General features: G+C 57.1%; 19 protein-coding genes. 9 read left to right on the top strand and 10 right to left on the bottom strand.

Features of this window, described 5'->3' with window-relative positions; translation table 11 throughout:
• Positions 1 to 26: 26 nt before the first annotated feature.
• Positions 27 to 737 carry a DUF3053 domain-containing protein gene (locus LGL98_RS01010; RefSeq protein WP_002921929.1) on the bottom strand — a complete coding sequence of 237 codons (711 nt, stop codon included), beginning with the start codon at positions 735 to 737 and terminating at the stop codon, positions 27 to 29.
• A gap of 440 nt (positions 738 to 1,177) precedes the next feature.
• On the opposite strand from LGL98_RS01010, the gene LGL98_RS01005 reads away from it, so the two are divergent.
• The 3 genes from LGL98_RS01005 to cspE all read left to right on the top strand — a co-directional run bounded on the left by LGL98_RS01005 (position 1,178) and on the right by cspE (position 3,534).
• A complete protein-coding gene (locus tag LGL98_RS01005; protein WP_136033868.1) occupies positions 1,178 to 2,533 on the top strand; it encodes an MFS transporter in 1,356 nt (451 codons plus the stop codon).
• 245 nt (positions 2,534 to 2,778) lie between these two features.
• A complete protein-coding gene (locus LGL98_RS01000) occupies positions 2,779 to 3,069 on the top strand; it encodes an HTH-type transcriptional regulator (RefSeq protein WP_136033870.1) in 291 nt (96 codons plus the stop codon).
• A 252-nt stretch (positions 3,070 to 3,321) separates the two neighbouring features.
• Positions 3,322 to 3,534 (top strand): transcription antiterminator/RNA stability regulator CspE, encoded by a 213-nt coding sequence (cspE, locus tag LGL98_RS00995; protein ID WP_000014594.1) that lies wholly within the window; start codon positions 3,322 to 3,324, stop codon positions 3,532 to 3,534.
• Between the two features lie 98 nt (positions 3,535 to 3,632).
• On the opposite strand, the gene LGL98_RS00990 is transcribed toward cspE, so the two are convergent.
• From LGL98_RS00990 to LGL98_RS00970, 5 genes are all read right to left on the bottom strand, one after another.
• Positions 3,633 to 5,252: an ATP-binding cassette domain-containing protein gene (locus tag LGL98_RS00990; protein ID WP_136033872.1), complete on the bottom strand. Its 1,620-nt coding sequence runs from the start codon at positions 5,250 to 5,252 to the stop codon at positions 3,633 to 3,635.
• Between the two features lie 301 nt (positions 5,253 to 5,553).
• Positions 5,554 to 5,706, bottom strand: coding sequence for a type I toxin-antitoxin system toxin HokA (hokA, locus tag LGL98_RS00985; RefSeq protein WP_012967075.1), 153 nt, complete (start codon positions 5,704 to 5,706; stop codon positions 5,554 to 5,556).
• A gap of 326 nt (positions 5,707 to 6,032) precedes the next feature.
• The gene (gene glyS, locus LGL98_RS00980) at positions 6,033 to 8,102 is read right to left on the bottom strand and encodes a glycine--tRNA ligase subunit beta (protein ID WP_023291325.1); all 2,070 of its coding nucleotides are present in this window, start codon (positions 8,100 to 8,102) and stop codon (positions 6,033 to 6,035) included.
• A 9-nt stretch (positions 8,103 to 8,111) separates the two neighbouring features.
• Positions 8,112 to 9,023 carry a glycine--tRNA ligase subunit alpha gene (gene glyQ, locus LGL98_RS00975; protein WP_136033874.1) on the bottom strand — a complete coding sequence of 304 codons (912 nt, stop codon included), beginning with the start codon at positions 9,021 to 9,023 and terminating at the stop codon, positions 8,112 to 8,114.
• 127 nt (positions 9,024 to 9,150) lie between these two features.
• On the bottom strand, positions 9,151 to 9,450 hold the full coding sequence (locus tag LGL98_RS00970; protein ID WP_136033876.1) for a YsaB family lipoprotein: 300 nt from the start codon (positions 9,448 to 9,450) through the stop codon (positions 9,151 to 9,153).
• 179 nt (positions 9,451 to 9,629) lie between these two features.
• Between LGL98_RS00970 and LGL98_RS00965 the strand changes: the two genes are divergently transcribed.
• Positions 9,630 to 10,625 carry an acyltransferase gene (locus LGL98_RS00965; protein WP_136033878.1) on the top strand — a complete coding sequence of 332 codons (996 nt, stop codon included), beginning with the start codon at positions 9,630 to 9,632 and terminating at the stop codon, positions 10,623 to 10,625.
• Positions 10,626 to 10,660: 35 nt separating this feature from the next.
• Here LGL98_RS00965 and yiaB read toward each other — a convergent pair whose 3' ends face one another.
• The 3 genes from yiaB to xylA all read right to left on the bottom strand — a co-directional run bounded on the left by yiaB (position 10,661) and on the right by xylA (position 14,068).
• Entirely contained in the window at positions 10,661 to 11,032 is a 372-nt protein-coding gene (yiaB, locus tag LGL98_RS00960) for an inner membrane protein YiaB (RefSeq protein ID WP_136033879.1), read from the bottom strand.
• Between the two features lie 166 nt (positions 11,033 to 11,198).
• Complete coding sequence (gene xylB / locus LGL98_RS00955; RefSeq protein WP_136033881.1) at positions 11,199 to 12,653, bottom strand: xylulokinase; 1,455 nt, start codon at positions 12,651 to 12,653, stop codon at positions 11,199 to 11,201.
• Between the two features lie 92 nt (positions 12,654 to 12,745).
• A complete protein-coding gene (gene xylA, locus LGL98_RS00950) occupies positions 12,746 to 14,068 on the bottom strand; it encodes a xylose isomerase (RefSeq protein ID WP_087804723.1) in 1,323 nt (440 codons plus the stop codon).
• Between the two features lie 493 nt (positions 14,069 to 14,561).
• Here xylA and xylF point away from each other — a divergent pair, with 493 nt between their 5' ends.
• From xylF to xylR, 4 genes are all read left to right on the top strand, one after another.
• Positions 14,562 to 15,557 (top strand): D-xylose ABC transporter substrate-binding protein, encoded by a 996-nt coding sequence (gene xylF / locus LGL98_RS00945; protein WP_004152040.1) that lies wholly within the window; start codon positions 14,562 to 14,564, stop codon positions 15,555 to 15,557.
• A gap of 64 nt (positions 15,558 to 15,621) precedes the next feature.
• On the top strand, positions 15,622 to 17,163 hold the full coding sequence (locus tag LGL98_RS00940; protein WP_136033883.1) for a xylose ABC transporter ATP-binding protein: 1,542 nt from the start codon (positions 15,622 to 15,624) through the stop codon (positions 17,161 to 17,163).
• Positions 17,141 to 18,322, top strand: a complete 1,182-nt coding sequence (xylH, locus tag LGL98_RS00935; protein WP_136033885.1) for a xylose ABC transporter permease XylH — start codon at positions 17,141 to 17,143, stop codon at positions 18,320 to 18,322. The genes LGL98_RS00940 and xylH overlap by 23 nt, the downstream gene beginning before the upstream one ends.
• A 231-nt stretch (positions 18,323 to 18,553) precedes the next feature.
• Complete coding sequence (gene xylR / locus LGL98_RS00930) at positions 18,554 to 19,732, top strand: D-xylose utilization transcriptional activator XylR (RefSeq protein ID WP_004145231.1); 1,179 nt, start codon at positions 18,554 to 18,556, stop codon at positions 19,730 to 19,732.
• Between the two features lie 38 nt (positions 19,733 to 19,770).
• Here xylR and LGL98_RS00925 read toward each other — a convergent pair whose 3' ends face one another.
• Positions 19,771 to 20,589, bottom strand: coding sequence for a protein bax (locus tag LGL98_RS00925; RefSeq protein ID WP_136033887.1), 819 nt, complete (start codon positions 20,587 to 20,589; stop codon positions 19,771 to 19,773).
• A gap of 313 nt (positions 20,590 to 20,902) precedes the next feature.
• Here LGL98_RS00925 and LGL98_RS00920 point away from each other — a divergent pair, with 313 nt between their 5' ends.
• Positions 20,903 to 22,936, top strand: coding sequence for an alpha-amylase (locus LGL98_RS00920; RefSeq protein ID WP_136033889.1), 2,034 nt, complete (start codon positions 20,903 to 20,905; stop codon positions 22,934 to 22,936).
• Positions 22,937 to 22,939: the final 3 nt, after the last annotated feature.

Below are 22,939 nucleotides of genomic sequence, written 5' to 3'. Positions count from 1 at the left end.
GCAGCCAACGTCAGCCAGATGAAGCATTAACGGGTAGCGTTGACCGCTGCCGTCCATGCCTGATTAAACGCCTGATGCTGCGCCGCCAGCGGCCCAATCAGCGCATTATACTGACTGGCCTGCTGGGAGGTCGGGAATTGAATGCCGTTGGCGACAAAGCTCACCTGCGTCCCCTGCTGGGCGACAAAGTCCCCCACCTGAACCAGCTGCTGGGTAAAGATCTGCGCGGCCGGGATCAGCGGCTGCAGCGCGTCGGCTGGCGCTGTCACCACCTTGGCGTAAACCTGATCGAAGACCGGCTTGAGATCGTCAGCCTGCTTCAGCGCGCCATGCGCGGCATCGGCCTGCATTTTCGCATTCTGCAGCTGCTGGCTGAGCACGCCCAGCGCGCCGTTCGCCTGACGCAGCGGCTCACGCTGGGTCATATAATCCTGCGGAACGCGGATCGCATTGACGCTGTCCACTACCGGGCGCAGACCGGCGTCCATCGCCTGGCTTACCTGCTGCGAGTAACCGTAGATCACCGCGTAGTCAGAAACAAAAGGCCCAAACTGTTTTTTCTGATCGGCGGTCAGCGTCGGCAGACGTTCACCGCTACGCATCGCCGTATTCTGCAGGAAGTCGATAAACGCTTTGCGCTGATCGCCCTCTTTATCAAAACACCCACTCAGGCTAACCACCATCAATAAGGCCGCCATAGCCGCAAACCAGCGAGAGCAGGACTTTCCTGTCGCCATTTTTTTACTCCTTTCAGCCAAAAAAAGCGCACAACGACACACACGTGCCAGACGCTGACAAGGATAGTCCAGCTCGGCCTCGCAGGATACCCTTTACTGCTAATCTTACGCAGGAAAAACACCATTTTGCACGCCATCGTCGCGGTGTAGAACGTCTGTTATGCGCATCACAAATATGGTCTTAAGATCAGTCGAGCCAGCATTTCATAAATCATTGATATTAATATAAATAAAAAGCCACAACCCGACACTGCGCCTTAAAGCGGACGATAATCGCACGCTTTGGCACGCGTCTGGATTGCCTGCCTCGCACTTCAATGATTTGATGAATGAGCGATTAACGGCGATACGTTCGATTATCGCACAAATCAAACTCAACGACGCGAAGGCGACGATAATAATAAACCTCTGTCCCTCGCTCAGCCTGCCAGGAAAGCCGTATGACTAAGACAACCATCGACATTCAGGCCTTTATCAACGAGCACCCCTTCACCCGCTACCAGTGGATGATCCTCGCGCTCTGCTTTATCACCGTCGCGATGGACGGGTTCGACACCGCGATCATCGGGTTCATCGCCTCTGATCTGGTCCAGGAATGGGGCGTGGAAAAATCAGCCCTCGGCCCGGTGATGAGCGCCGCGCTGGTGGGCCTGGCGGTCGGTGCTTTAACCGCAGGACCGCTGGCCGACCGCATCGGGCGCAAAAAAGTGCTGATTATGTCGATCGTGGTATTCGGTGGATTTAGCCTGCTCACCGCCTTCGCCACCAGTCTTAACCAGCTGACGCTGCTGCGCTTTCTGACCGGTCTGGGCCTTGGCGCAGCGATGCCGAATGCCGCGACGCTAATGAGCGAATATGCGCCGGAGCGCCGTCGGGCGCTGCTGGTGAACCTGATGTTCGTCGGCTTTCCGATGGGATCATCGCTGGGCGGCTTTTTATCCGCCTGGATGATCCCGCACTATGGCTGGCAGAGTGTGCTGGTGCTGGGCGGCGTGATGCCCCTCCTGCTGGCAGTGGCATTGATATTTCTGCTGCCGGAGTCTGCCCGCTATCTGGTGGTGAAGCAGCAGCCGGCGCAGCGCATTGCTGCAATCCTGAAACGCATCGCGCCGTTACCGAATGCAGTCGACTTTGAGCTGCGCGAAGCAGGCCAGGTGAAAGAGAAATCCGCGATCGGCGTCATTTTCTCCCCTCGCTACGCCGTGGGTACCGTGATGCTGTGCCTGACCTACTTTATGGGCCTGCTGATTTTCTACCTCCTGACCAGCTGGCTGCCGCTGCTGATCCGCGAAACCGGCGCCTCAATGAGCCAGGCCTCCATCATCACCGCCTTGTTCCCGCTGGGCGGCGGAATTGGCGTGCTGATCCTCGGCGCGCTGATGGACAAGATCAACCCCAATAAGGTGGTGGCCGTTGGCTGGCTGCTGACCGGCGTTTTTGTCTGCCTGGTGGGGTTCTCCACCAGCAGCCTGGCGCTAATGGGAGTGATGGTCTTTATCGCCGGCAGCATTATGAACGGCGCGCAGTCGTCGATGCCGGCGCTGGCGGCTGGCTTCTATCCGACGCAGGGGCGCGCCACCGGCGTCGCCTGGATGCTGGGTATCGGCCGCTTCGGCGGGATCCTCGGCGCGTTCAGCGGCGCCTTCCTGATGCAAGCCCAGCTCTCGTTTGAGACCATTTTCACCCTGTTGGCTATCCCGGCGTTCCTGTCCGCCATCGCGCTGCTGATTAAATACCGGGTCAGTAAATCCGCGCCGGCGGCGACAGAAAAGGCGAGCGGCCTGCAGAAAGCCTGATCTTTTAAGCCGGCGCCCCGCGCCGGCTTTGCCGCTTTTTTCTTATCCGTTTACAAAAATTTTCGAAGCCACCTCATCGCGTTAATAATCATTCTCTTAGGCGGCGCTGCCGTTTGGCTGTCCGGGCTGATTCGAAAGCCTGTTGGCAAATAATCACAGACGTTACCATCCCTTGCGCTATTTTCTGACTATTCTTAATGAGCTATAGAAAAATCTTTTCCGCTGTGTGATAAAAGGAGTTCTCAATGGAATATAAAGATCCCGTGTTTGAACTGCTGAGCAGCCTGGAACACATCGTTTTTAAGGATGATAATCAGAAACTTACCTCACCCCGTAAGTCCACTGTATTTAGTGAATTTGAACAGCTGCGTAAAGGCACTGGACTTAAGATTGACGACTTTGCCAACGTCATGGGTGTGAGCGTCGCCATGGTAAGAGAGTGGGAGTCGAGACGGGTCAGACCGTCTCCCACCGAGCTGAAATTGATGCGCCTGATTCAGGCCAATCCACAGCTTTCACGACAGTTACTCGATTAATCTCGCGCGCAGCGGCAAGGGCCAGTAAGGGAGCTTTTGCCGCTGCACCGTAAAAAAAAGTTTGCTATCAGGTGCTGAACGTGCGTTAATGCTCGCAGGTTTGATGTACAGACCACAGAGCAGTCGAATAGAGCAGTCCTTCTAAGGTTATCCAAAGATACCCCCGTAGTGAACTTTCCCTTTATCGCTTTAAATCTGTAGTCCAGACCGCTACGCCGCAAGGCTCACTTATTTTTTTAAAGGTAATTCACTATGTCCGGTAAAATGACTGGTATCGTAAAATGGTTCAACGCTGACAAAGGCTTCGGCTTCATCACTCCTGACGATGGCTCTAAAGACGTGTTCGTACACTTCTCTGCTATCCAGAACGATGGCTACAAATCCCTGGACGAAGGTCAGAAAGTATCCTTCACCATCGAAAGCGGCGCTAAAGGCCCGGCAGCTGGCAACGTAACTTCTCTGTAAGTTCAAGCCGCTAAGAATCGAGAATCCCTGCCTGATGGCGGGGATTTTTTTTATCTGTCGCCAGTAGCCGCCAGCATACGATGGCGGCTACTGGGCATTCAGAGCAGGGAAAAATGCCAACCCGTATCCCGCCATGCCAGACTATGGGTCAGCCTCAGACCTTGTAAAAATGCCTCATCATGCGACACCACTACCATCGCGCCGGGAAACGCCGTCAGCGCGCTTTCAATAGCCTGCGTCGATGCTAAATCGAGATGGTTGGTCGGCTCATCCAGCAATAGCAACTGGGCAGGCTCGCGTCGCCAGAGCACACACGCCAAAGCCGCTTTCAGACGTTCGCCGCCGCTGAGCGCCGTCAGCGGCAGAGTGACCTTATCCGCGCCCAGCTGGAGCTGCGCCAGGCGGGTGCGCAGAAGGCCCTCATCCAGCGGGGTATCGTCCAGGCTCAGGTGCGCCATGACCGATAACGACAGATCCAGCTGCGTCAGATGCTGATCCAGATAAGCCGCGCTCACCGACAGCCAGACATCGCCTGAAACAGCCGATTCCAGACCCAATAGTGTTTTCAGCAAAGTCGTTTTGCCACAGCCATTCGGCCCCTTAAGCGCAATGCGCATCGGACCATCCACGCGCCAGTCCAGCGGTGCAGCGGGTGAATGGGCGAGCTGCAATGCTTCCACCACCAGCACCTGCTTACCGGCGGCCACTTCGCTACCCGGCAGGGTAAACATCACCGGGGACTCTTCCTCGACCCGCTCCCGCGCCTGCTGCACGGTGGCATTCAGGCTACTGTTCTGTTCACGATGCTGACGGCACAGCGTTCCCGGGCGCTCTTTTGCCGCGCCTTTGTACTTCACGCGTTCGAAGGAGGCGATATTCAGTGTATCAACGGTACGCAGCGTCTGAGCCGAGCGCCGCTGGGCGGCGTCATGCTCCTTTTGCATTCGCGCGCGGGTGCGTCGTCGCTCGGTCACGGCATGCTCCAGCGCCGCGCGCGCAGCCTGCTGCTCCGCCATACGCTGGCGCTGATATTCATCATAGTTGCCGCCGTAGCTGCGTAGCGCCGTCGGCGTCAGCTCAATGATCCTCGGCATCCGCGTCAGCAGTTCGCGGTCGTGGCTGGCGATCAGAGCCCCACCCTGCCAGCTTTCCAGCTGGTGATAGAGCCATTCCCGCCCCTGGCGGTCCAGATGGTTGGTGGGCTCATCCAGCAGCAGATAATCGGCGCCCGAGACGAAGGCGCCACACAGCAGAGCCTTCATCCGCTCGCCGCCGCTGAGTGAAAATGCGGGGCGATCGGCAGAGAACGGCGGGAGATCGGCTTCCCGGAAAGCTAAACTCAGGCGATCGGTGAGATCCCAGTGACCATCTAACAGATCGAAATCGTCGGCCAGCCCTTGACCCTGTTCAAGGCGAGACAAGGCGGCAAAAACCGACGCATAGCCCAGCAGCGTTGCGAGGGTGGTCTCCGGCGTGAGCGCCGGCTGCTGCGCTACCCAGGCAACGGCGGCGGCGCGCTCGATATGGCCGCCGGCAGGAGAATCCAGGCCCGCTAACAGGCGTAGCAGACGCGTCTTGCCGACGCCGTTCCGGCCGACCAGGCCGCAAAGGGACGGTTCCAGCGATAAATTCAGCGGACCAAACAGGGTCTGTCCCGTCGCAAACTGACAGGTGACCTGATGCAAAATAAAAGAAGGGGATTGGGCGCAATGAGCCATAAGCACTCCTGAATGAAATCAATACTCCCCTACCCGCAACGTCTGCGAGGTAAGGCGTGAAATTCATCAGTCGTGTTTGTTCATTTGTGGGGCGCGCTCCGGTGAGACGAGGGATTCGTCGGGACATAGGATAGCCACACTCCGGTATGCGTTGCAAGCCTGTTTTATTCAACGATCGTGTAAAAATAAAAAGGCCTCCTGATACCAGGAGGCAAATAATTTATTTAGTGAACAATAAAAGGGTGCATTGAGAATGCCTGACACCGCAAGCATGGTGGGGATAGATCCCCACCAGATGCTCTTACTGTTTAATATCACAGGCTAAGAATGCCACCAGCTCAATATTTCCCTGCCTGAGCTGTAATTCACATAGCGAATCACGAACCATCCAGGTCAATAATAAAATAGTGAAGCAAATCACTACTAAGCCAAACAACAGATACTTTTGCGGCACTCCTCGCCTCCAGTGTTGATTTTCAACAAGTAAGAGGCTACTCTTATGGTGTTGATGCATAGGGGAGCCTCACTTTGATTACTATCAGGTGGGGCTTTTCTCTGTGTGTCTCCCGCTGAATACCTGAGACACACAGTCTCAAGCACCCGCCGCCATTCTAGCGTAAATACCTGGCTGAATTATGTTTATATATTCCTAAAATATTTCTTATCGATGAATGAAAATAATAAAGTTATCAATGACAGAATTATTAGCGGTTCAGCTACTTATATTTTACGTATAAAAAAACCTGCCCTGAGGCAGGTTTTTTATTATTACCGATACGCTTACTGCAGCAGAGAAATATCCGCTACCTGCAGGAACAGTTCACGCAGTTTGGACAGCAGCGTCAGACGGTTGATGCGAACATCTTTGTCTTCAGCGTTAACCATCACGTTCTCGAAGAACTCATCCACCGGCTCGCGCAGCGCGGCCAGTTCAATCAGCGCATCCTGATAACGGCCTGCGGCGAAATACGGCTGCAGCTTGTCGCGCAGCACCACCAGATTACCCGCCAGCTTAATTTCCGCCGCTTCTTTCAGCACCGAAGCGTGAACGATGTCGTTCAGCGTCTCATCGGATTTCGCGAGGATGTTGGAGACACGTTTGTTTGCCGCCGCCAGCGCGGAGGACTCTTCCAGAGTACGGAAGTGCGATACCGCCTTCATACGCGCATCGAAATCCGCCGGGCGGGTTGGACGACGCGCCAGTACCGCCTGGATCGTGTCGACACCGTAGCCTTCGTCCTGATACCAGGCGCGGAAGCGGCCCAGCATAAAGTCGATCACGTCATCAACCACGTTGGCGTTGGTCAGCTTCTCACCGTACAGACGCACCGCTTCTTCGGTCAGCGTTTGCAGATCGAGATTTAGGTTCTTCTCAACGATGATACGCAGCACGCCCAGCGCGGCGCGACGCAGCGCAAACGGGTCTTTATCGCCTTTCGGATGCTGACCGATACCAAAGATACCCGCCAGGGTGTCCATCTTATCGGCAATCGCTACCGCGCAGGCCACCGGGTTAGACGGCAGCGCGTCGCCGGCAAATCGCGGCTGATACTGCTCGTTCAGCGCCACGGCCACGTCTTCCGCTTCGCCGTCATGGCGCGCGTAGTGCATCCCCATCACGCCCTGGGTGTCGGTGAACTCGAAGACCATGTTGGTCATCAGATCGCACTTGGACAGCAGGCCCGCACGGGTTGCGTGGTTCACGTCAGCGCCAATCTGTTCGGCAATCCAGCCCGCCAGCGCCTGAATGCGATCGGTCTTGTCGCGCAGGGTGCCCAGCTGCTGCTGGAACAGCACGGTTTCCAGACGCGGCAGGTTATCTTCCAGACGTTTTTTACGGTCAGTGTTGAAGAAGAACTCGGCATCGGCCAGACGCGGACGAACCACCTTCTCGTTACCGGAGATGATCTGCTGCGGATCTTTGGACTCGATGTTGGCCACGAAGATAAAGTTCGGCAGCAGTTTGCCGGCGTTGTCGTAGACCGGGAAGTACTTCTGGTCGCCCTTCATGGTGTAAACCAGCGCTTCGGACGGCACCGCGAGGAATTTTTCTTCGAACTTCGCCGTCAGCACCACCGGCCACTCCACCAGCGAGGTGACTTCTTCCAGCAGGCTTTCGCTCAGATCGGCTTGACCGCCAATCTTACGCGCCGCTTCTTCCGCATCGGCTTTAATTTTGGCTTTACGCTGTTCGTAATCGGCGATGACTTTACCGCGCTCCAGCAGGATCTGCGGATACTGGTCGGCATGGTCGATAGTGAACTCCGGCTCACCCATAAAGCGATGGCCGCGGATGACGCGATCGGACGGAATACCGAGGATAGTGGCCGGGATCACTTTGTCACCCAGCAGCAAAGTCACCGTGTGAACCGGACGCACAAAGTGGACGTCAGACGCACCCCAGCGCATCAGTTTCGGGATCGGCAGCTTCGCCAGCGAGCTGGCAATCATGTTCGGCAGCAGTGCTTCGGTGCTTTCGCCCTTCACATGGGCGCGATACAGCAGCCACTCGCCTTTGTCCGTGGTCAGACGTTCAGCCTGATCGACGGTGATACCGCAGCCGCGCGCCCAGCCTTCGGCCGCTTTGCTTGGCTTGCCTTCGGCATCGAACGCCTGGGCCACGGCCGGGCCGCGTTTTTCTACTTCGCGATCGGCTTGCGCCGCCGCCAGGTTAGCCACCTTCAGCGCCAGGCGGCGCGGGGCGGCAAACCATTCCACTTTACCGTGCGCAAGGCCGGCGTTATCCAGCTCCGCGGTTACGTTCGCAGCAAAAGACTCCGCCAGGCTGCGCAGCGCTTTTGGTGGCAGCTCTTCAGTGCCGATTTCCACCAGAAAAGTATTCTCAGACATGGCCGCCTCTTATTTATTCTTGTTGCACATCGGGAAGCCGAGCGCTTCACGGGAAGCGTAGTACGCTTCCGCCACTGCTTTGGTCAGGGTGCGAATGCGCAGGATATAGCGCTGACGCTCGGTGACGGAGATGGCTTTACGCGCATCCAGCAGGTTGAAGCTGTGAGCCGCTTTCAGAATACGCTCGTAGGCCGGCAGCGGCAGCGGGGTTTCCAGCGCCAGCAGCTGCTGGGCTTCTTTCTCATACTGCTCGAAGCAGGTGAACAGGAAGTCGACGTCGGCGTATTCGAAGTTATAGGTGGACTGCTCCACTTCATTCTGGTGGAACACGTCGCCGTAGGTGGTTTTACCCAGCGGGCCATCGCTCCAGACCAGGTCATAGACGCTGTCCACGCCCTGGATGTACATCGCCAGACGCTCCAGACCGTAGGTGATCTCGCCGGTCACCGGCTTACACTCGAGGCCGCCCACCTGCTGGAAGTAGGTGAACTGCGTCACTTCCATGCCATTGAGCCACACTTCCCAGCCCAGCCCCCAGGCGCCCAGCGTCGGGTTTTCCCAGTTGTCTTCGACAAAGCGAATGTCGTGGATGGTCGGGTCCATACCCAGCTCTTTCAGCGACCCGAGGTACAGCTCCTGGATGTTCTCCGGAGAGGGTTTAATCACCACCTGGAACTGATAATAGTGCTGTAAACGGTTCGGGTTTTCGCCATAGCGGCCATCGGTTGGACGACGGGAAGGCTGTACGTAAGCGGTCGCCATCGGCTCCGGCCCTAACGCGCGCAGGCAGGTCATCGGGTGAGAGGTGCCGGCGCCGACTTCCATGTCCAGTGGTTGAACAATGGTGCAGCCCTGACGAGCCCAGTAATCCTGTAAGGTCAGGATCAGGCCCTGGAAGGTCCTGGTATCAAACTTTTGCATATGATTTCGTGCTGGATACGTGTGGATTTAAAGGAAGGAGTCAGTATACCCGCTGGCTGCGAGATATACAGTACGAAACGGCGTTGTTTCAGGAAAACGGACGAAATTTACGCCAGGCGGGGTCGATTCAGCGCATCGAAAGATGCATAAACTGGCCGTCCGGGTCAAAGGAACAGATGAAGCGCTCATTCTTGCCAGTACGGCCCGACAGCTCATAGCTCGCCTGGAATTGCTCAAAATGGTTCACGTCAACGAGCTGCGTTTGCGTGTTATAGCGAATAGCCGCCTGATCCCTGCAAAGCTGCGCCATATTGAGCGTCGTTTGCGGCGTAATACGGGCGCGCTGCGCTTTTTGCGCCGGCGGGGAGACGGTCTCGCTGCAGCCCGCGAGGAGCAGCAGCAGCATTACGGAAACGACACCTTTCACCACGTTCTCCTCCACCGCCTTGTTAGCAAGTTGTTATCCTAAAGATTCAGTATTACAGGTATTTTGCGAATATCATGAAACTGCGACAAGTCTGTGACCGAAAACTCAGACTAATCTATTGCGACACCGGGAAACCCGGCGGGTCATACCTTATTTCGCCAGCAGACTTTGAGGGACTGATGCAAGAAAAGATACACTGGATCACCAACCTGCGCGGCATCGCCTGCATGATGGTGGTGATGATCCACAGTACCAGCTGGTATATCACTCACCCCCATGCGATTACTCTGGTGCAATGGGATATCGCCAATCTGCTCAATTCCGCCTCCCGCGTCAGCGTGCCGTTGTTTTTTATGATCTCGGGATACCTCTTTTTTGGGGAACGCAGCGCCCAGCCGCGCCATTTCTGGCGGATTGGCCTGTGTATTGCGTTCTATAGCGCGCTGTCTCTGCTGTATATCGCGCTGTTTACCCATATCAACGTCGAGCTGTCGTTAAAGCATTTGCTGCAGAAGCCCGTCTTCTACCACCTGTGGTTTTTCTTTGCTATCGCCGTCATCTATCTGCTCTCGCCGCTGATTCAGGTTAAGTCCGTCAGCGGCAAAATGCTGCTGGCGCTGATGGCGATCCTCGGCATTCTGGCCAACCCCAATATGGTCAGCGTCAAAGCCGCCGGGATTGAGTGGCTGCCAGTCAACCTCTATATCAACGGCGACACCTTCTACTACGTGCTCTACGGCGTGCTGGGCAGAGCCATTGGCACCCTGGACACCGATAAAAAATGGCTGACCCCGCTCTGCGCCGCGCTGTTTATCGCCGCCGTGTGGGTTATTTCCCGCGGCACGCTGCATGAGCTGCGCTGGCGCGGGGATTTCGGCGACACCTGGTATCTCTACTGCGGACCGGCGGTGTTTGTTTGCGCGGTCACCCTGCTGACGCTGGCCAAAAACTGGCTTAACGCGCGCCCCCTGCCCGGTATCGCCTGCATTGCGCGACATTCGCTGGGGATCTACGGCTTTCATGCCCTGATAGTGCACGCGCTGCGCGCCAGCCATCTGGAGCTATCCCGCTGGCCGCTACTGGACATTGTGTGGATATTTGGCGCCGCCCTGCTCGGCAGCCTGCTGCTGTCAGGCCTGGTGCAGCGGATTGATAGCCGCCGGCTGGTCAGCTAACGGCCCTGCTCCCGCCACACCGGACAGCCGGGCGCTTATTCCGTTTTCTGCACCGCGCGGGCGACGCGGGCCCGGTCGGGGGTTGCCGATGCGCCATATAAGCAGACAAACCAGGCCGCGACATAGACGGCTTTTTCATGCCAGTTTGCCGGGACATACCAGGCGCCGACCAGCAGCAGGCCAACCGACAGCAGCAGTACCAGCCGGCATAACGAGATAAAGCCGTCGTCCTGTTCCTGCCACTGGCTGACGCGCTGATGGGCGAGAACAGCAAACATCCCCATCACCAGCACGCCAAGAAAATACCCTTTGCCACTGAACAGCGGGCAGGTCCGCCAGATACCGAGCAGATAAACCAGCGATCCTGCCGCCATCATCCCCCTGGCAATGTTGCGTTTTGTGATCATCTCACCTCCCTGGTCGACAGGGCTGATTATGACCGAGTCGCCGGGCGATGCCGCTGCTTACCTGCAGCAACGTCGACATTTCGGAAAAAATAAATATGTGTTTTGGATGGGTGCGAAAGAGCTATTCAGGAAGTGAATCCGCCCGGCGCTGCCGGACGGACTGAGGCTAAGACATCAGCGGTTTCAGTTGCTGATAAATCTGGCGGAAGGTTTCCCGCTGTGGCGCATAGTAGGCCACACGGCGTTCGTCCGGGCGATGGGCTTGTTCAAGCGGCAGCGGCTTCAGCAGCCCGGCGCGGTCTGCCTCGTCGTGAACCGCCAGCTGTGCCAGCCTCGCCGCCCCCAACGCCGGGCCGACATCCCCCCCGGTACGGTAGTCGAGCTGCTGGCCGCTAATATCCGCCAGCATTTGCCGCCAGTAAGCGCTGCGCGCCCCGCCGCCGATAAGCGTGATGCTCTGCGGCTTGATGCCGCAGGCGTGCACCACGTCCATACCATCCGCCAGCGCATAGCCCACCCCCTCCAGCACCGCCCGCGCCAGCTCTGCCGGCCCATGCTGATGCGTCAGGCCAAAAAAGACGCCCTTGGCCTGCGGGTTGTTGTGTGGCGTGCGTTCGCCTGACAGATAGGGCAGGAACCACACCGGACCAGCGCTTTCATCCGCCGTCTGCGCTGCCGCGATCAGCGCCGGCACGTTGGTGAGACCGGTTAATTTTGCCGCCCAGTCCAGGCAGGAGGCCGCGCTGAGCATCACCGACATCAAATGCCAGCGGCCCGGCAGGGCATGGCAGAAGCTGTGCACCGCGCTTTCGGGTTTGCTGAGGAACCCTTCGCTGACGGCAAAGTAGACGCCTGACGTACCCAGCGACAGCATCGCCTGGCCGGCATCGGCCATGCCGACCCCGACCGCGCCCGCGGCGTTGTCGCCCCCGCCGCCCACCACCAGCGCCTGGGGCATATTCCACGCTTGCGCCACCTCAGGCCGCAGTTGCCCGGTGACGTCGCTGCCTTCGAAGAGCGCCGGCATCGCATCCCGACTGAGATCGCAGGCGGCGAGCATCTCGTCGCTCCAGTCGCGCCGGGCGACGTCCAGCCACATCGTGCCGGCGGCGTCAGACATGTCGCTGGCGAGCTCGCCAGTCATGCGCAGGCGCAGATAATCCTTCGGCAGCAGCACCTTATCGACCTGGTTGAACACCACCGACTCGTGGCGCTGCACCCACAGTAACTTCGGCGCCGTAAAGCCCGGCATCATCAGGTTGCCGGTGATCTGCCGGGAAGCGCTGACTTTTTCCTCCAGCAGCTGGCACTCTTCGGCGCAGCGGCCGTCATTCCATAAAATGGCCGGACGCAGCACCTGTAACGATTTATCCAGCAACGTGGCGCCGTGCATCTGCCCGGCGATGCCCAGCGCCTTCACGTCGCGCAGGCTATGCTGCGCGCCCAGAGCTTTCATCGCCGTGTCCGTCGCCAGCCACCACTGTTCGGGATCTTGCTCCGACCACAGCGGATGCGGACGCGAGACGGTGAGTTTTTCGGTATGCGATGCCACTACCTCACCCTGCTCATTGAGCAGAATGGCTTTGACGCCCGATGTGCCCAGATCGATGCCGATATACATACTCCCTCTCCTTAAACGCGCGCCACGGCTGAGCGTGGCGCGAACAGAGCATCCTGGTTGCGACGCCGGTCATGCCGGGCGCCGCCGAATGATTACTTGTCAAACAGATAATGGTTGACCAGGTTTTCCAGTTGTTCCTGCTGGCCGCTGCGATGCTGCGGCGCCAGCTGATGCTGAGCGGCATACTGGGCAATGTCGCTCAGGGTCATCTGCCCGTTAAGGATCTGCTGCCCCAGCTCACCGTTCCAGCCGGCGTAGCGTCTGGCCACACGTTTATCCAGCTCACCGTCCTCGATCATCCGCGCCGCGACCTTCAGCGACAGCGCCATGGTATCCATCGCGCCGATATGGCCATAGAACAGGTCATATTTATCGGTGCTCTGGCGGCGCACTTTCGCATCAAAGTTGAGGCCACCGGTGGTGAAGCCGCCCGCTTTGAGAATTTCATACATCACCAGTGCGTTCTCTTCGACGCTGTTCGGGAACTGGTCGGTATCCCAGCCCAGCTGCGGATCGCCGCGGTTGGCATCGACGGAGCCGAACAGCCCCAGCGCGATGGCCGTCGCGATTTCATGATGGAACGAATGGCCAGCAAGCGTCGCGTGGTTAGCTTCAATATTCAGTTTAATCTCTTTTTCCAGACCAAACTGTTTGAGGAAGCCATACACGGTAGAGGCATCATAGTCATACTGATGCTTGGTCGGCTCCTGCGGTTTGGGCTCAATCAGCAGCGTGCCTTTAAAGCCGATTTTGTGCTTATGCTCCACCACCAGCTGCATGAAGCGGCCAATCTGCTCACGCTCCTGGCGCAGGTCGGTATTCAACAGGGTTTCATAGCCCTCGCGCCCGCCCCACAGCACATAGTTTTCGCCGCCCAGCTGATGGGTGGCATTCATCGCGGTAACCACCTGGGTGGCCGCCCAGCTAAACACTTCCGGATCCGGATTGGTGGCCGCGCCGGCGCCGTAGCGCGGGTTGGTAAAGCAGTTTGCGGTCCCCCACAGGAGCTTCACGCCGCTCTGCTGCTGTTTCTCCGCCAGCACCTCGACCATTTGGGCAAAGTTATTGCTGTACTCCTTGAGCGAAGCGCCTTCCGGCGAGACGTCAACGTCGTGGAAGCAGTAGTAAGGTACGTTGAGTTTGTGGAAAAATTCGAACGCCACATCGGCTTTGCGTTTGGCCATCTCCAGAGCGTCGCCTGGCTGCTGCCAGGGACGATCGAAGGAGCCCACGCCAAACATATCGGCGCCATTCCAGCAGAAGGTGTGCCAGTAACAGGCCGCAAAACGCAGATGATCTTCCATCCGTTTGCCCAGCACCAGTTCATCCGGGTTGTAGTGACGGAAAGCCAGTGGGTTAGTGGATTTCGGGCCTTCGTAACGAACGCGATCGAGTTGATCGAAATAGGTCTGCATAGAGAACTCCATATTCAGAGATGCGGCGAATAACCAATCAGATACCCTAAATAATTCGAGTTGCAGGAAGGCGGCAGGAGCGCAAGTCCCCGGTAACCAGGGCGGAGCAACGAATGTCACCAACCCACCTACAACTTGAAGTATGACGGGTTTAAGCCAATATAGAATTTCACTTTCCTTCTCCTCAATTACGTTATTTCACACCGCCATTGAGAGAATCCACAAACGTGCGCCAGCTCGCAAAAAATAATATTCTTCCCGCTTCTCCACGCCTTGTCGGGGAAGTCCAGTGCAATAATAAGTGTGTACATGAATAAAATACGATCGCCGTCATAATTTGCACATTAAACGAAATTTCATAACGGCAAAATAAGAACCGGTAATTGCCAGCCCTGCTTTCCGCGTTAAGAATCTGTAACGTATCCGCAACCTCATGTATCAAACATTATTTTCCGTTCGTCTTACCTACCCTTACAAAAAAGGTATCATTATTATGAAGATAAAGAACCTTTGCCTTACGCTTTGCGCCAGCTCCCTCCTGCTCGCCAGCATGGCGGGGATGGCGAAAGAAGTGAAGATTGGCATGGCCATCGACGATCTGCGTCTGGAGCGCTGGCAGAAAGACCGTGATATTTTCGTCAATAAAGCGGAATCCTTAGGCGCCAAAGTTTTTGTCCAGTCCGCCAATGGCAATGAAGAAACACAGATGTCGCAAATTGAAAATATGATCAATCGCGGCGTCGATGTATTAGTCATTATTCCTTATAACGGTCAGGTACTCAGCAACGTCATTAAAGAAGCCAAGCAGGAAGGTATTAAAGTCCTGGCCTATGACCGCATGATTAATAATGCCGATATTGATTTCTATATTTCTTTCGATAACGAAAAAGTCGGTGAAATGCAGGCGCAGAGTCTGGTCGACAAAGTGCCGCAGGGTAATTATTTCCTGATGGGCGGCTCGCCGGTGGATAATAACGCCAAACTGTTCCGCGCCGGGCAAATGAAAGTCCTCAAGCCGTATGTGGATGATGGCAAAATTAAGATTGTCGGCGATCAGTGGGTTGACGGCTGGCTGCCGGAGAACGCGCTGAAAATAATGGAAAACGCGCTGACGGCAAATAATAACAAGATCGATGCCGTGGTCGCCTCCAATGACGCCACCGCCGGCGGCGCTATCCAGGCCTTAACCGCTCAGGGGCTGGCCGGTAAAGTGGCGATCTCCGGTCAGGATGCTGACCTGGCGGGCGTGAAGCGCATTATTTCCGGTACCCAGACGATGACCGTCTATAAACCGATTACCACCCTGGCCACCAACGCCGCTGAAATCGCCGTTGAGCTGGGTAACGATAAGCAGCCGAAGGCCGATACTACGCTGAATAACGGCTTAAAAGACGTCCCTTCGCGCCTGTTAACGCCAATTGAAGTGAATAAAGAGAATATCGACGCCACGGTGATTAAAGACGGTTTCCATAAAAAGAGTGAACTGTAATGGCTGACGCCCCACAGCGGGGCGTCATTTTCATCCCGCCGGATATCACTTTTGCGGAGTCTTTATGGCCTGGCTACTCGAAATGAAGAACATCACCAAAACCTTCGGCGCTGTTAAAGCCGTAGATAACGTCAGCCTGCGTCTGAACGCGGGTGAGGTGGTCTCGTTATGCGGTGAAAATGGGTCGGGGAAATCGACGCTGATGAAGGTGCTGTGCGGTATCTATCCGCACGGAAGCTATGAGGGCGAGATTATTTTTGCCGGCGAAACGCTGCAGGCAAACCATATTCGCGATACCGAACGTAAAGGCATCGCCATCATTCATCAGGAGCTGGCGCTGGTGAAACATCTCACCGTGCTGGAGAATATTTTCCTCGGCGCCGAGATCTCCCGCCATGGTCTGCTGGATTATGAAACCATGACGTTGCGCTGTCAGAAGCTGCTGGCGCAGGTCAATCTGCCCATTTCGCCCGATACCCGCGTCGGCGACCTCGGCCTTGGCCAGCAGCAACTGGTGGAGATCGCCAAGGCATTGAATAAACAGGTTCGTCTGCTGATCCTCGACGAGCCGACCGCTTCCTTAACCGAGCAAGAGACCGCAACGCTGCTGGCGATCGTTCGCGATCTGCAAAACCACGATATCGCCTGCATTTATATTTCGCACAAGCTCAATGAGGTCAAAGCGATCTCCGATACGATCTGCGTGATCCGCGACGGCCAGCACATCGGCACCCGCGACGCCAGCGGCATGAGCGAAGACGACATCATCACCATGATGGTTGGCCGCGAGCTCACCGCGCTCTATCCCAGCGAGCCGCACGCCCACGGCGAGGAGATCCTGCGGGTCGAACATTTAACCGCCTGGCACCCGGTAAACCGTCATATTAAACGGGTCAATGACGTCTCGTTTTCCCTGCATCGCGGGGAAATCCTCGGCATCGCCGGGCTGGTCGGCGCCGGGCGCACCGAGGCGGTGCAGTGCCTGTTCGGCGTCTGGCCGGGGCGCTGGCAAGGGGAGATCTTTATTGATGGCCAGCCAGTGAGCATTTCTAACTGCCAGCAGGCCATTGCCCACGGCATCGCCATGGTGCCGGAAGACCGCAAAAAAGACGGCATCGTGCCGGTAATGGCGGTGGGCAAAAACATTACCCTGGCGGCGCTCAACCAGTTCACCGGCGCGATGAGCAGCCTGGACGACGCCGCCGAGCAGCACTGCATTCAGCAGTCGATTCAGCGTTTGAAAATTAAAACCTCCTCGCCTGAGCTGGCGATTGGCCGTCTGAGCGGCGGCAACCAGCAAAAGGCTATTCTGGCGCGCTGTCTGCTGCTCAATCCGCGCATTCTGATCCTCGACGAACCCACCCGTGGCATCGATATCGGGGCGAAGTATGAAATTTATAAACTGATTAACCAGCTGGTGCAGCAGGGCATCGCGGTCATTGTCATTTCATCCGAACTGCCCGAGGTGCTCGGTCTCAGCGATCGGGTGCTGGTCATGCACGAAGGCAGACTAAAAGCCAATTTGGTTAATCAACATCTGACCCAGGAACAGGTGATGGAAGCCGCGCTGAGGAGCGAACGCCATGTCGAAGAACACGTCGTCTGAAATCAAACTCACCCCAACTGCCCCCACCGCCTTGCCGGCGCTGAAGGGGCTGAATCTCCAGGTCTTTGTAATGATCGCCGCCATCATCGTCATTATGCTGTTTTTCACCTGGGTTACCGATGGCGCCTATCTGAGCGCACGCAATATCTCCAACCTGCTGCGCCAGACGGCCATCACCGGCATCCTCGCCGTCGGCATGGTGTTTGTGATTATTTCGGCAGAAATCGACCTGTCCGTCGGCTCGATGATGGGGCTACTGGGCGGCGCCGCGGCAATCTTTGACGTCTGGCTCGGCTGGCCACTGCCGCTCACTATTCTGGTGACGCTGGTGATGGGCCTGCTGCTCGGGGCGTGGAACGGATGGTGGGTGGCCTATCGCAAGGTTCCCTCGTTTATCGTCACCCTCGCCGGGATGCTGGCGTTTCGCGGCATTCTGATTGGCATCACCAACGGGACCACCGTCTCTCCCACCAGCCCGGCGATGGCGCAGATCGGCCAAAGCTATCTGCCAGACGGCATCGGTTTCGCCATCGGCGTTGTCGGCATGGCGGCGTTTATCGTCTGGCAGTGGCGCGGGCGGATGCGTCGTCAGGCGTTAGGTCTGGCGACCTCATCCTCCACCGCCGCCGTTGGCCGTCAGGCCATTACCGCAGTGATTGTGCTGGGCGCAATCTGGCTGCTCAATGACTATCGTGGGGTGCCGACCCCGGTGCTGATCCTCGCCGCCCTGCTGCTGGCTGGCCTGTTTATGGCCACCCGCACTGCTTTTGGTCGCCGCATCTACGCCATCGGCGGCAATCTGGAGGCGGCCCGCCTCTCAGGGATTAACGTCGAGCGTACCAAGCTGGCGGTGTTTGCCATTAACGGCCTGATGGTCGCCATTGCCGGGCTGATCCTCAGCTCGCGCCTCGGCGCGGGGTCGCCTTCGGCGGGCAATATCGCTGAACTGGACGCCATCGCCGCCTGCGTGATCGGCGGCACCAGCCTGGCGGGCGGCATCGGCAGCGTCGCCGGAGCGGTAATGGGGGCGTTTATTATGTCAGCCCTGGATAACGGCATGAGCATGATGGACGTCGCCACCTTCTGGCAATATATCGTTAAAGGCGCCATTTTGCTGCTGGCGGTGTGGATGGACTCCGCCACCAAGCGGCGCGCATAAGGAGAGACTCTCTGAAGAATGTCTGAATTCTTTGCGCTACCGCCAAACTTCGCCATAAGGCGCTTGAAATATATCGGGCATTAGCCGGTAGTGTATACCCAACATCATTCGGGTTGCAGACGGCGCTCCGGCCGCGTACCGGCGTACGTGGCCGGGATGAGTGGTAAGTCAGGCCATCGGCAACATCTTGAATGAAGGGGTCTGACCGGGGTTAGAGCAGGAACATTATCTATGTTTGAAAAGCGTCACCGTATTACGCTGTTATTCAACGCCAACAAAGCTTATGACCGCCAGGTGGTTGAGGGCGTCGGCGAGTATCTGCAGGCCTCCCAGCTGGAGTGGGATATCTTTATTGAAGAGGATTTTCGGGCACGAATCGAAAACATCAAAGAGTGGTTGGGCGATGGCGTTATCGCCGACTATGACGATCCCGAAATTGAAAAGCTGCTGGCCGATGTCCACGTGCCCATCGTCGGCGTCGGCGGCTCTTATCATCAGCCAGAGCAGTACCCGCCGGTCCACTATATTGCCACGGACAACGCTGCGCTGGTGGAAAGCGCCTTTCTCCATTTGAAGGAAAAAGGGGTACACCGCTTTGCGTTTTACGGACTCCCCACCTCCAGCGGTAAACGCTGGGCGGTAGAGCGCGAGTATGCCTTCTGCCAGCTGGTCGCAAAAGAGAAGTATCGCGGCGTGGTCTACCAGGGGCTGGAGACGGCGCCGGAAAACTGGCAGCACGCGCAAAACCGGCTCGCCGACTGGCTGCAAACCCTGCCGCCGCAAACCGGCATCATCGCCGTCACCGACGCCCGTGCCCGCCACGTCCTGCAGGCCTGCGAGCTGCTGCATATCCCGGTGCCAGAGAAACTGTGCGTTATTGGCATCGATAACGAGGAGCTAACCCGCTATCTCTCCCGCGTCGCCCTCTCCTCCGTCGCCCAGGGCACCCGCCAGATGGGTTATCAGGCGGCAAAATTACTCCACCGGCTGCTGAATAACGAGGCCCTCCCGCTGCAGCGCCAGCTCATCCCGCCGATGCGCGTCGTTGAGCGGCGCTCCACCGACTACCGGTCGTTAAACGATCCCTCCGTGATTCAGGCGATGCATTACATACGCAACAATGCCTGCAAAGGCATCAAGGTGGAACAGGTCCTCGACGCTGTCGGCATCTCTCGCTCCAATCTGGAGAAACGCTTCAAAGAGGAGGTCGGGGAGACCATCCACACGGTGATCCACAGCGAGAAGCTGGAAAAGGCGCGCAGCCTGCTGGTGTCCACCAGCCTGTCGATCAATGAGATTTCACAGATGTGCGGCTACCCGTCGCTGCAATATTTCTATTCGGTGTTTAAGAAGGAGTACGACGTGACGCCGAAAGAGTACCGTGACCGGCACAGCGAGGTGATGCTGTAGGGCAAAAAAATGCCCGGCAACAAGGCCGGGCATCGGGATTACAGATGGGCAGCGATAAGCCGCTGGTTGTCCTGATACATTGCGAAGAGATAGTTGTTGTAGCTCGACCCTTTGGTCGAATAACCCTTCAGCTTATGGATCATGGTACTGGCCGTTACTTCCTGATCTGCCTTGCGCAGCTGCAGGCGCGACTTGCGGAAAGAAGAATAGGCCGGGTGGGTGTTCAGGTTGGTGACATAAGCCTGCACCGACTGCTCCACTGATTCGAACTGCGAGTAGCCTTTCATCGCCCCGCGGCAGCGACCGGCGCCGCACTTCATGCCAAACAGGTTGTTGTTCTCACGCGCCAGCCTGGAGGTACCCCAGCCACTTTCCGCCGCCGCCATGGTTGCCACCATGCTGTTCGGAATAATGTCGACACGCTCAAGCAGCGCGTTCCAGGGGACATGACGCGTATTGCCTGACCACTTCACCTTGTAACGGGCAGCGATATCCTTCAGGCGCGCCTTTTCTGACGGTGACCAGCGAGCATCGTACTGCTTGGAAACAAGCCAGTTACGATCCGCAGTGATCGCCTGATTCTGTTTAGTAATATAAGGCATGACCGTCCGGAGAAACGCTTTTTTCCTTGGTGTTCCGGAAGGGTATTTTCGCAAGTCAGGAAGTGAACTGCTCTTTACACTATTGCGAGAATACTCTTGTTTACTGCTTACCTTAGTACTACTGATCTTCTTAACCGTTGGGGCTTTATGACTCTTTGTTGCTGTGTGCGTTGTGGCCAACACACTACCTGAAAAAATGCAGGTTAGTAACATAAGTATTGCGGCCCCATATCGTCGTATGGGATTCGATATCATCAGGTCTCCTGGTCGGATATATGCATTCCAACACCTTGTTTTTCACAAAAAAACGATAGCTGAATCGCTAATAGTATCAAAAATACGCAATGAGAGCATCAACAGAAATAGTCCAATTCCGAATCGGTGTCATCTGAAATCGGTTTCTGCACCGCATCGCCAGTACGAAAATGCTAGCTTCGTCTCATTTTTAGCCTATTTTTTGAGCGGTATCACTCACCCCTTCTCATCCTCCTGGTAAAACCCCCGTCAGGAGGAGTTCACGCACGCGACAACAAGGCACACTCGTTAAAAACCGCTCAAGGATCCCGCAATGAAACTCGCTGCGCTTGCTACGTTATTCGTGCCTGGGATGGCCTTTGCCGCCTGGACCACCGCCGACTTCCCGACTTTCACCGAAGAAGGGACGGGCCGATTCATCAGCCAGAAAGTGGTTGAGAAGGGTACACGTCCCCTGCAGCTAAATTTTGACCAACAGTGCTGGCAGCCATCCGGCGGCATTAAGCTCAACCAGATGCTATCCATGGAGCCTTGTCGTGGCACCCCGCCGCAATGGCGCATCTTCCGCCAGGGTCTGTACACCCTGGAGGTGGATACCCGCTCCGGCACGCCAACGATGATGATTTCGCTGGAGGAAAAAGAGACCAGCGCCGCGGCGCCGCAGATCCGCCAGTGTCCGAAGTGGGATGGAAAACCCCTGACCATCGACGTCAGCAAAACCTTCGCCGAAGGCAGCCATGTCCGCGATTTCTACAGCGGTAACGTCGCGACCGTCAGCGGCGGCAAAATCACTCTGCAGCCCGCCATCGGCAGCAATGGCCTGCTGTTGCTCGAGCGTGCCGAGACGGCCGCCCCGGCGCCGTTTGACTGGCACAATGCCACCATCTACTTCGTCCTGACCGATCGCTTCGTAAACGGCAACCCGGCCAACGACAACAGCTATGGTCGCCATAAAGACGGCATGCAAGAGATCGGTACTTTCCACGGCGGCGACCTGCAGGGTTTAACCAGCAAACTGGATTATCTGCAGCAGATGGGGGTTAACGCCCTGTGGATCAGTTCCCCGCTCGAGCAGATCCACGGCTGGGTCGGCGGCGGCACGAAGGGCGATTTCCCTCACTACGCCTATCACGGCTATTACACCCAGGACTGGTCGAAACTGGACGCCAATATGGGGACCGAAGCGGATCTCCGCCGACTGGTGGATGAAGCGCATAAGCGCGGCATACGCATCCTATTTGACGTGGTGATGAACCATGCCGGCTACGCCACCCTGGCCGACATGCAGGAGTTCCAGTTCGGCGCCCTGTATCTGCAAGGCGATGAGCTGAAAAAAACCCTCGGCGAGCGCTGGACGGACTGGAAGCCGGGCGCGGGCCAGACCTGGCACAGCTTTAACGACTATATCAACTTCAGCGACAAGGCCGGGTGGGAGAAATGGTGGGGTAAGAAGTGGATCCGCACCGATATCGGCGATTACGACAACCCGGGCTATGACGATCTCACCATGTCCCTGGCCTTCCTGCCGGACCTGAAAACCGAATCGAAGGAGGCCTCGGGTCTGCCGAACTTCTATAGTCATAAACCAGACACCGCAGCGAAAGCGATCCCGGGCTATACGCCGCGTGACTATCTGACGCACTGGTTGAGCCAGTGGGTACGTGACTACGGCATTGATGGCTTCCGCGTCGATACCGCCAAACATGTGGAGATGGACGCCTGGCAGCAGTTAAAAACCCAGGCCACCGCCGCGCTGGCAGAGTGGAAGAAAGCCAATCCGGATAAAGCGCTGGATGCGGCGCCGTTCTGGATGACCGGCGAAGCCTGGGGACATGGGGTAATGCAGAGCGATTATTATCGCCACGGTTTTGATGCGATGATCAATTTCGACTACCAGGACCAGGCGGCGAAAGCAGCAACCTGTATGGCCAATATTGACCTCACCTGGCAGCAAATGGCCGACAAACTGCAGAGCTTTAACGTCCTGAGCTACCTCTCCTCACACGATACGCGCCTGTTCCGCGAAGGCGGCACCACCGCGGCGGAGCTGTTGCTGCTGGCCCCTGGTGCCGTGCAGATTTTCTATGGCGACGAATCATCGCGCCCGTTCGGCCCCACCGGCTCGGACCCGCTGCAGGGCACCCGGTCGGAGATGAACTGGCAGGACGTTAACGGCAAAGCGGCCCGCAGCGTCACTCACTGGCAGAAGATCGGTCAGTTCCGCGCGCGCCACCCGGCAATCGGCATGGGCAAACAGACAACGCTGTCGATGCCGCATGGTTACGGTTTCGTGCGTGAGAGCGGTGAAGATAAAGTGATGGTCATCTGGGCAGGACAACAGCAGTAATCC

Origin of the sequence: Klebsiella africana (assembly GCF_020526085.1) — a bacterium.
In the GTDB taxonomy this organism is placed as follows: Bacteria; Pseudomonadota; Gammaproteobacteria; order Enterobacterales; family Enterobacteriaceae; genus Klebsiella; species Klebsiella africana.
Note: the sequence above shows the minus strand (reverse complement) of the source record. Positions and strands in the feature narration are given on the sequence as shown.

What these genes read in the sequence shown, in the direction of transcription:
- LGL98_RS00965 (WP_136033878.1), top strand. Translation starts at nt 9,630, where the DNA reads ATGCAAGAAAAGATACACTGGATCACCAACCTGCGCGGCATCGCCTGC.
- xylA (WP_087804723.1), bottom strand. Translation starts at nt 14,068, where the DNA reads ATGCAGACCTATTTCGATCAACTCGATCGCGTTCGTTACGAAGGCCCG.
- LGL98_RS01010 (WP_002921929.1), bottom strand. Translation starts at nt 737, where the DNA reads ATGGCGACAGGAAAGTCCTGCTCTCGCTGGTTTGCGGCTATGGCGGCC.
- LGL98_RS01000 (WP_136033870.1), top strand. Translation starts at nt 2,779, where the DNA reads ATGGAATATAAAGATCCCGTGTTTGAACTGCTGAGCAGCCTGGAACAC.
- LGL98_RS00990 (WP_136033872.1), bottom strand. Translation starts at nt 5,252, where the DNA reads ATGGCTCATTGCGCCCAATCCCCTTCTTTTATTTTGCATCAGGTCACC.
- LGL98_RS00940 (WP_136033883.1), top strand. Translation starts at nt 15,622, where the DNA reads ATGGCCTGGCTACTCGAAATGAAGAACATCACCAAAACCTTCGGCGCT.
- cspE (WP_000014594.1), top strand. Translation starts at nt 3,322, where the DNA reads ATGTCCGGTAAAATGACTGGTATCGTAAAATGGTTCAACGCTGACAAA.
- glyQ (WP_136033874.1), bottom strand. Translation starts at nt 9,023, where the DNA reads ATGCAAAAGTTTGATACCAGGACCTTCCAGGGCCTGATCCTGACCTTA.
- xylF (WP_004152040.1), top strand. Translation starts at nt 14,562, where the DNA reads ATGAAGATAAAGAACCTTTGCCTTACGCTTTGCGCCAGCTCCCTCCTG.
- yiaB (WP_136033879.1), bottom strand. Translation starts at nt 11,032, where the DNA reads ATGATCACAAAACGCAACATTGCCAGGGGGATGATGGCGGCAGGATCG.
- glyS (WP_023291325.1), bottom strand. Translation starts at nt 8,102, where the DNA reads ATGTCTGAGAATACTTTTCTGGTGGAAATCGGCACTGAAGAGCTGCCA.
- LGL98_RS01005 (WP_136033868.1), top strand. Translation starts at nt 1,178, where the DNA reads ATGACTAAGACAACCATCGACATTCAGGCCTTTATCAACGAGCACCCC.
- LGL98_RS00925 (WP_136033887.1), bottom strand. Translation starts at nt 20,589, where the DNA reads ATGATATCGAATCCCATACGACGATATGGGGCCGCAATACTTATGTTA.
- xylB (WP_136033881.1), bottom strand. Translation starts at nt 12,653, where the DNA reads ATGTATATCGGCATCGATCTGGGCACATCGGGCGTCAAAGCCATTCTG.
- xylH (WP_136033885.1), top strand. Translation starts at nt 17,141, where the DNA reads ATGTCGAAGAACACGTCGTCTGAAATCAAACTCACCCCAACTGCCCCC.
- xylR (WP_004145231.1), top strand. Translation starts at nt 18,554, where the DNA reads ATGTTTGAAAAGCGTCACCGTATTACGCTGTTATTCAACGCCAACAAA.
- LGL98_RS00920 (WP_136033889.1), top strand. Translation starts at nt 20,903, where the DNA reads ATGAAACTCGCTGCGCTTGCTACGTTATTCGTGCCTGGGATGGCCTTT.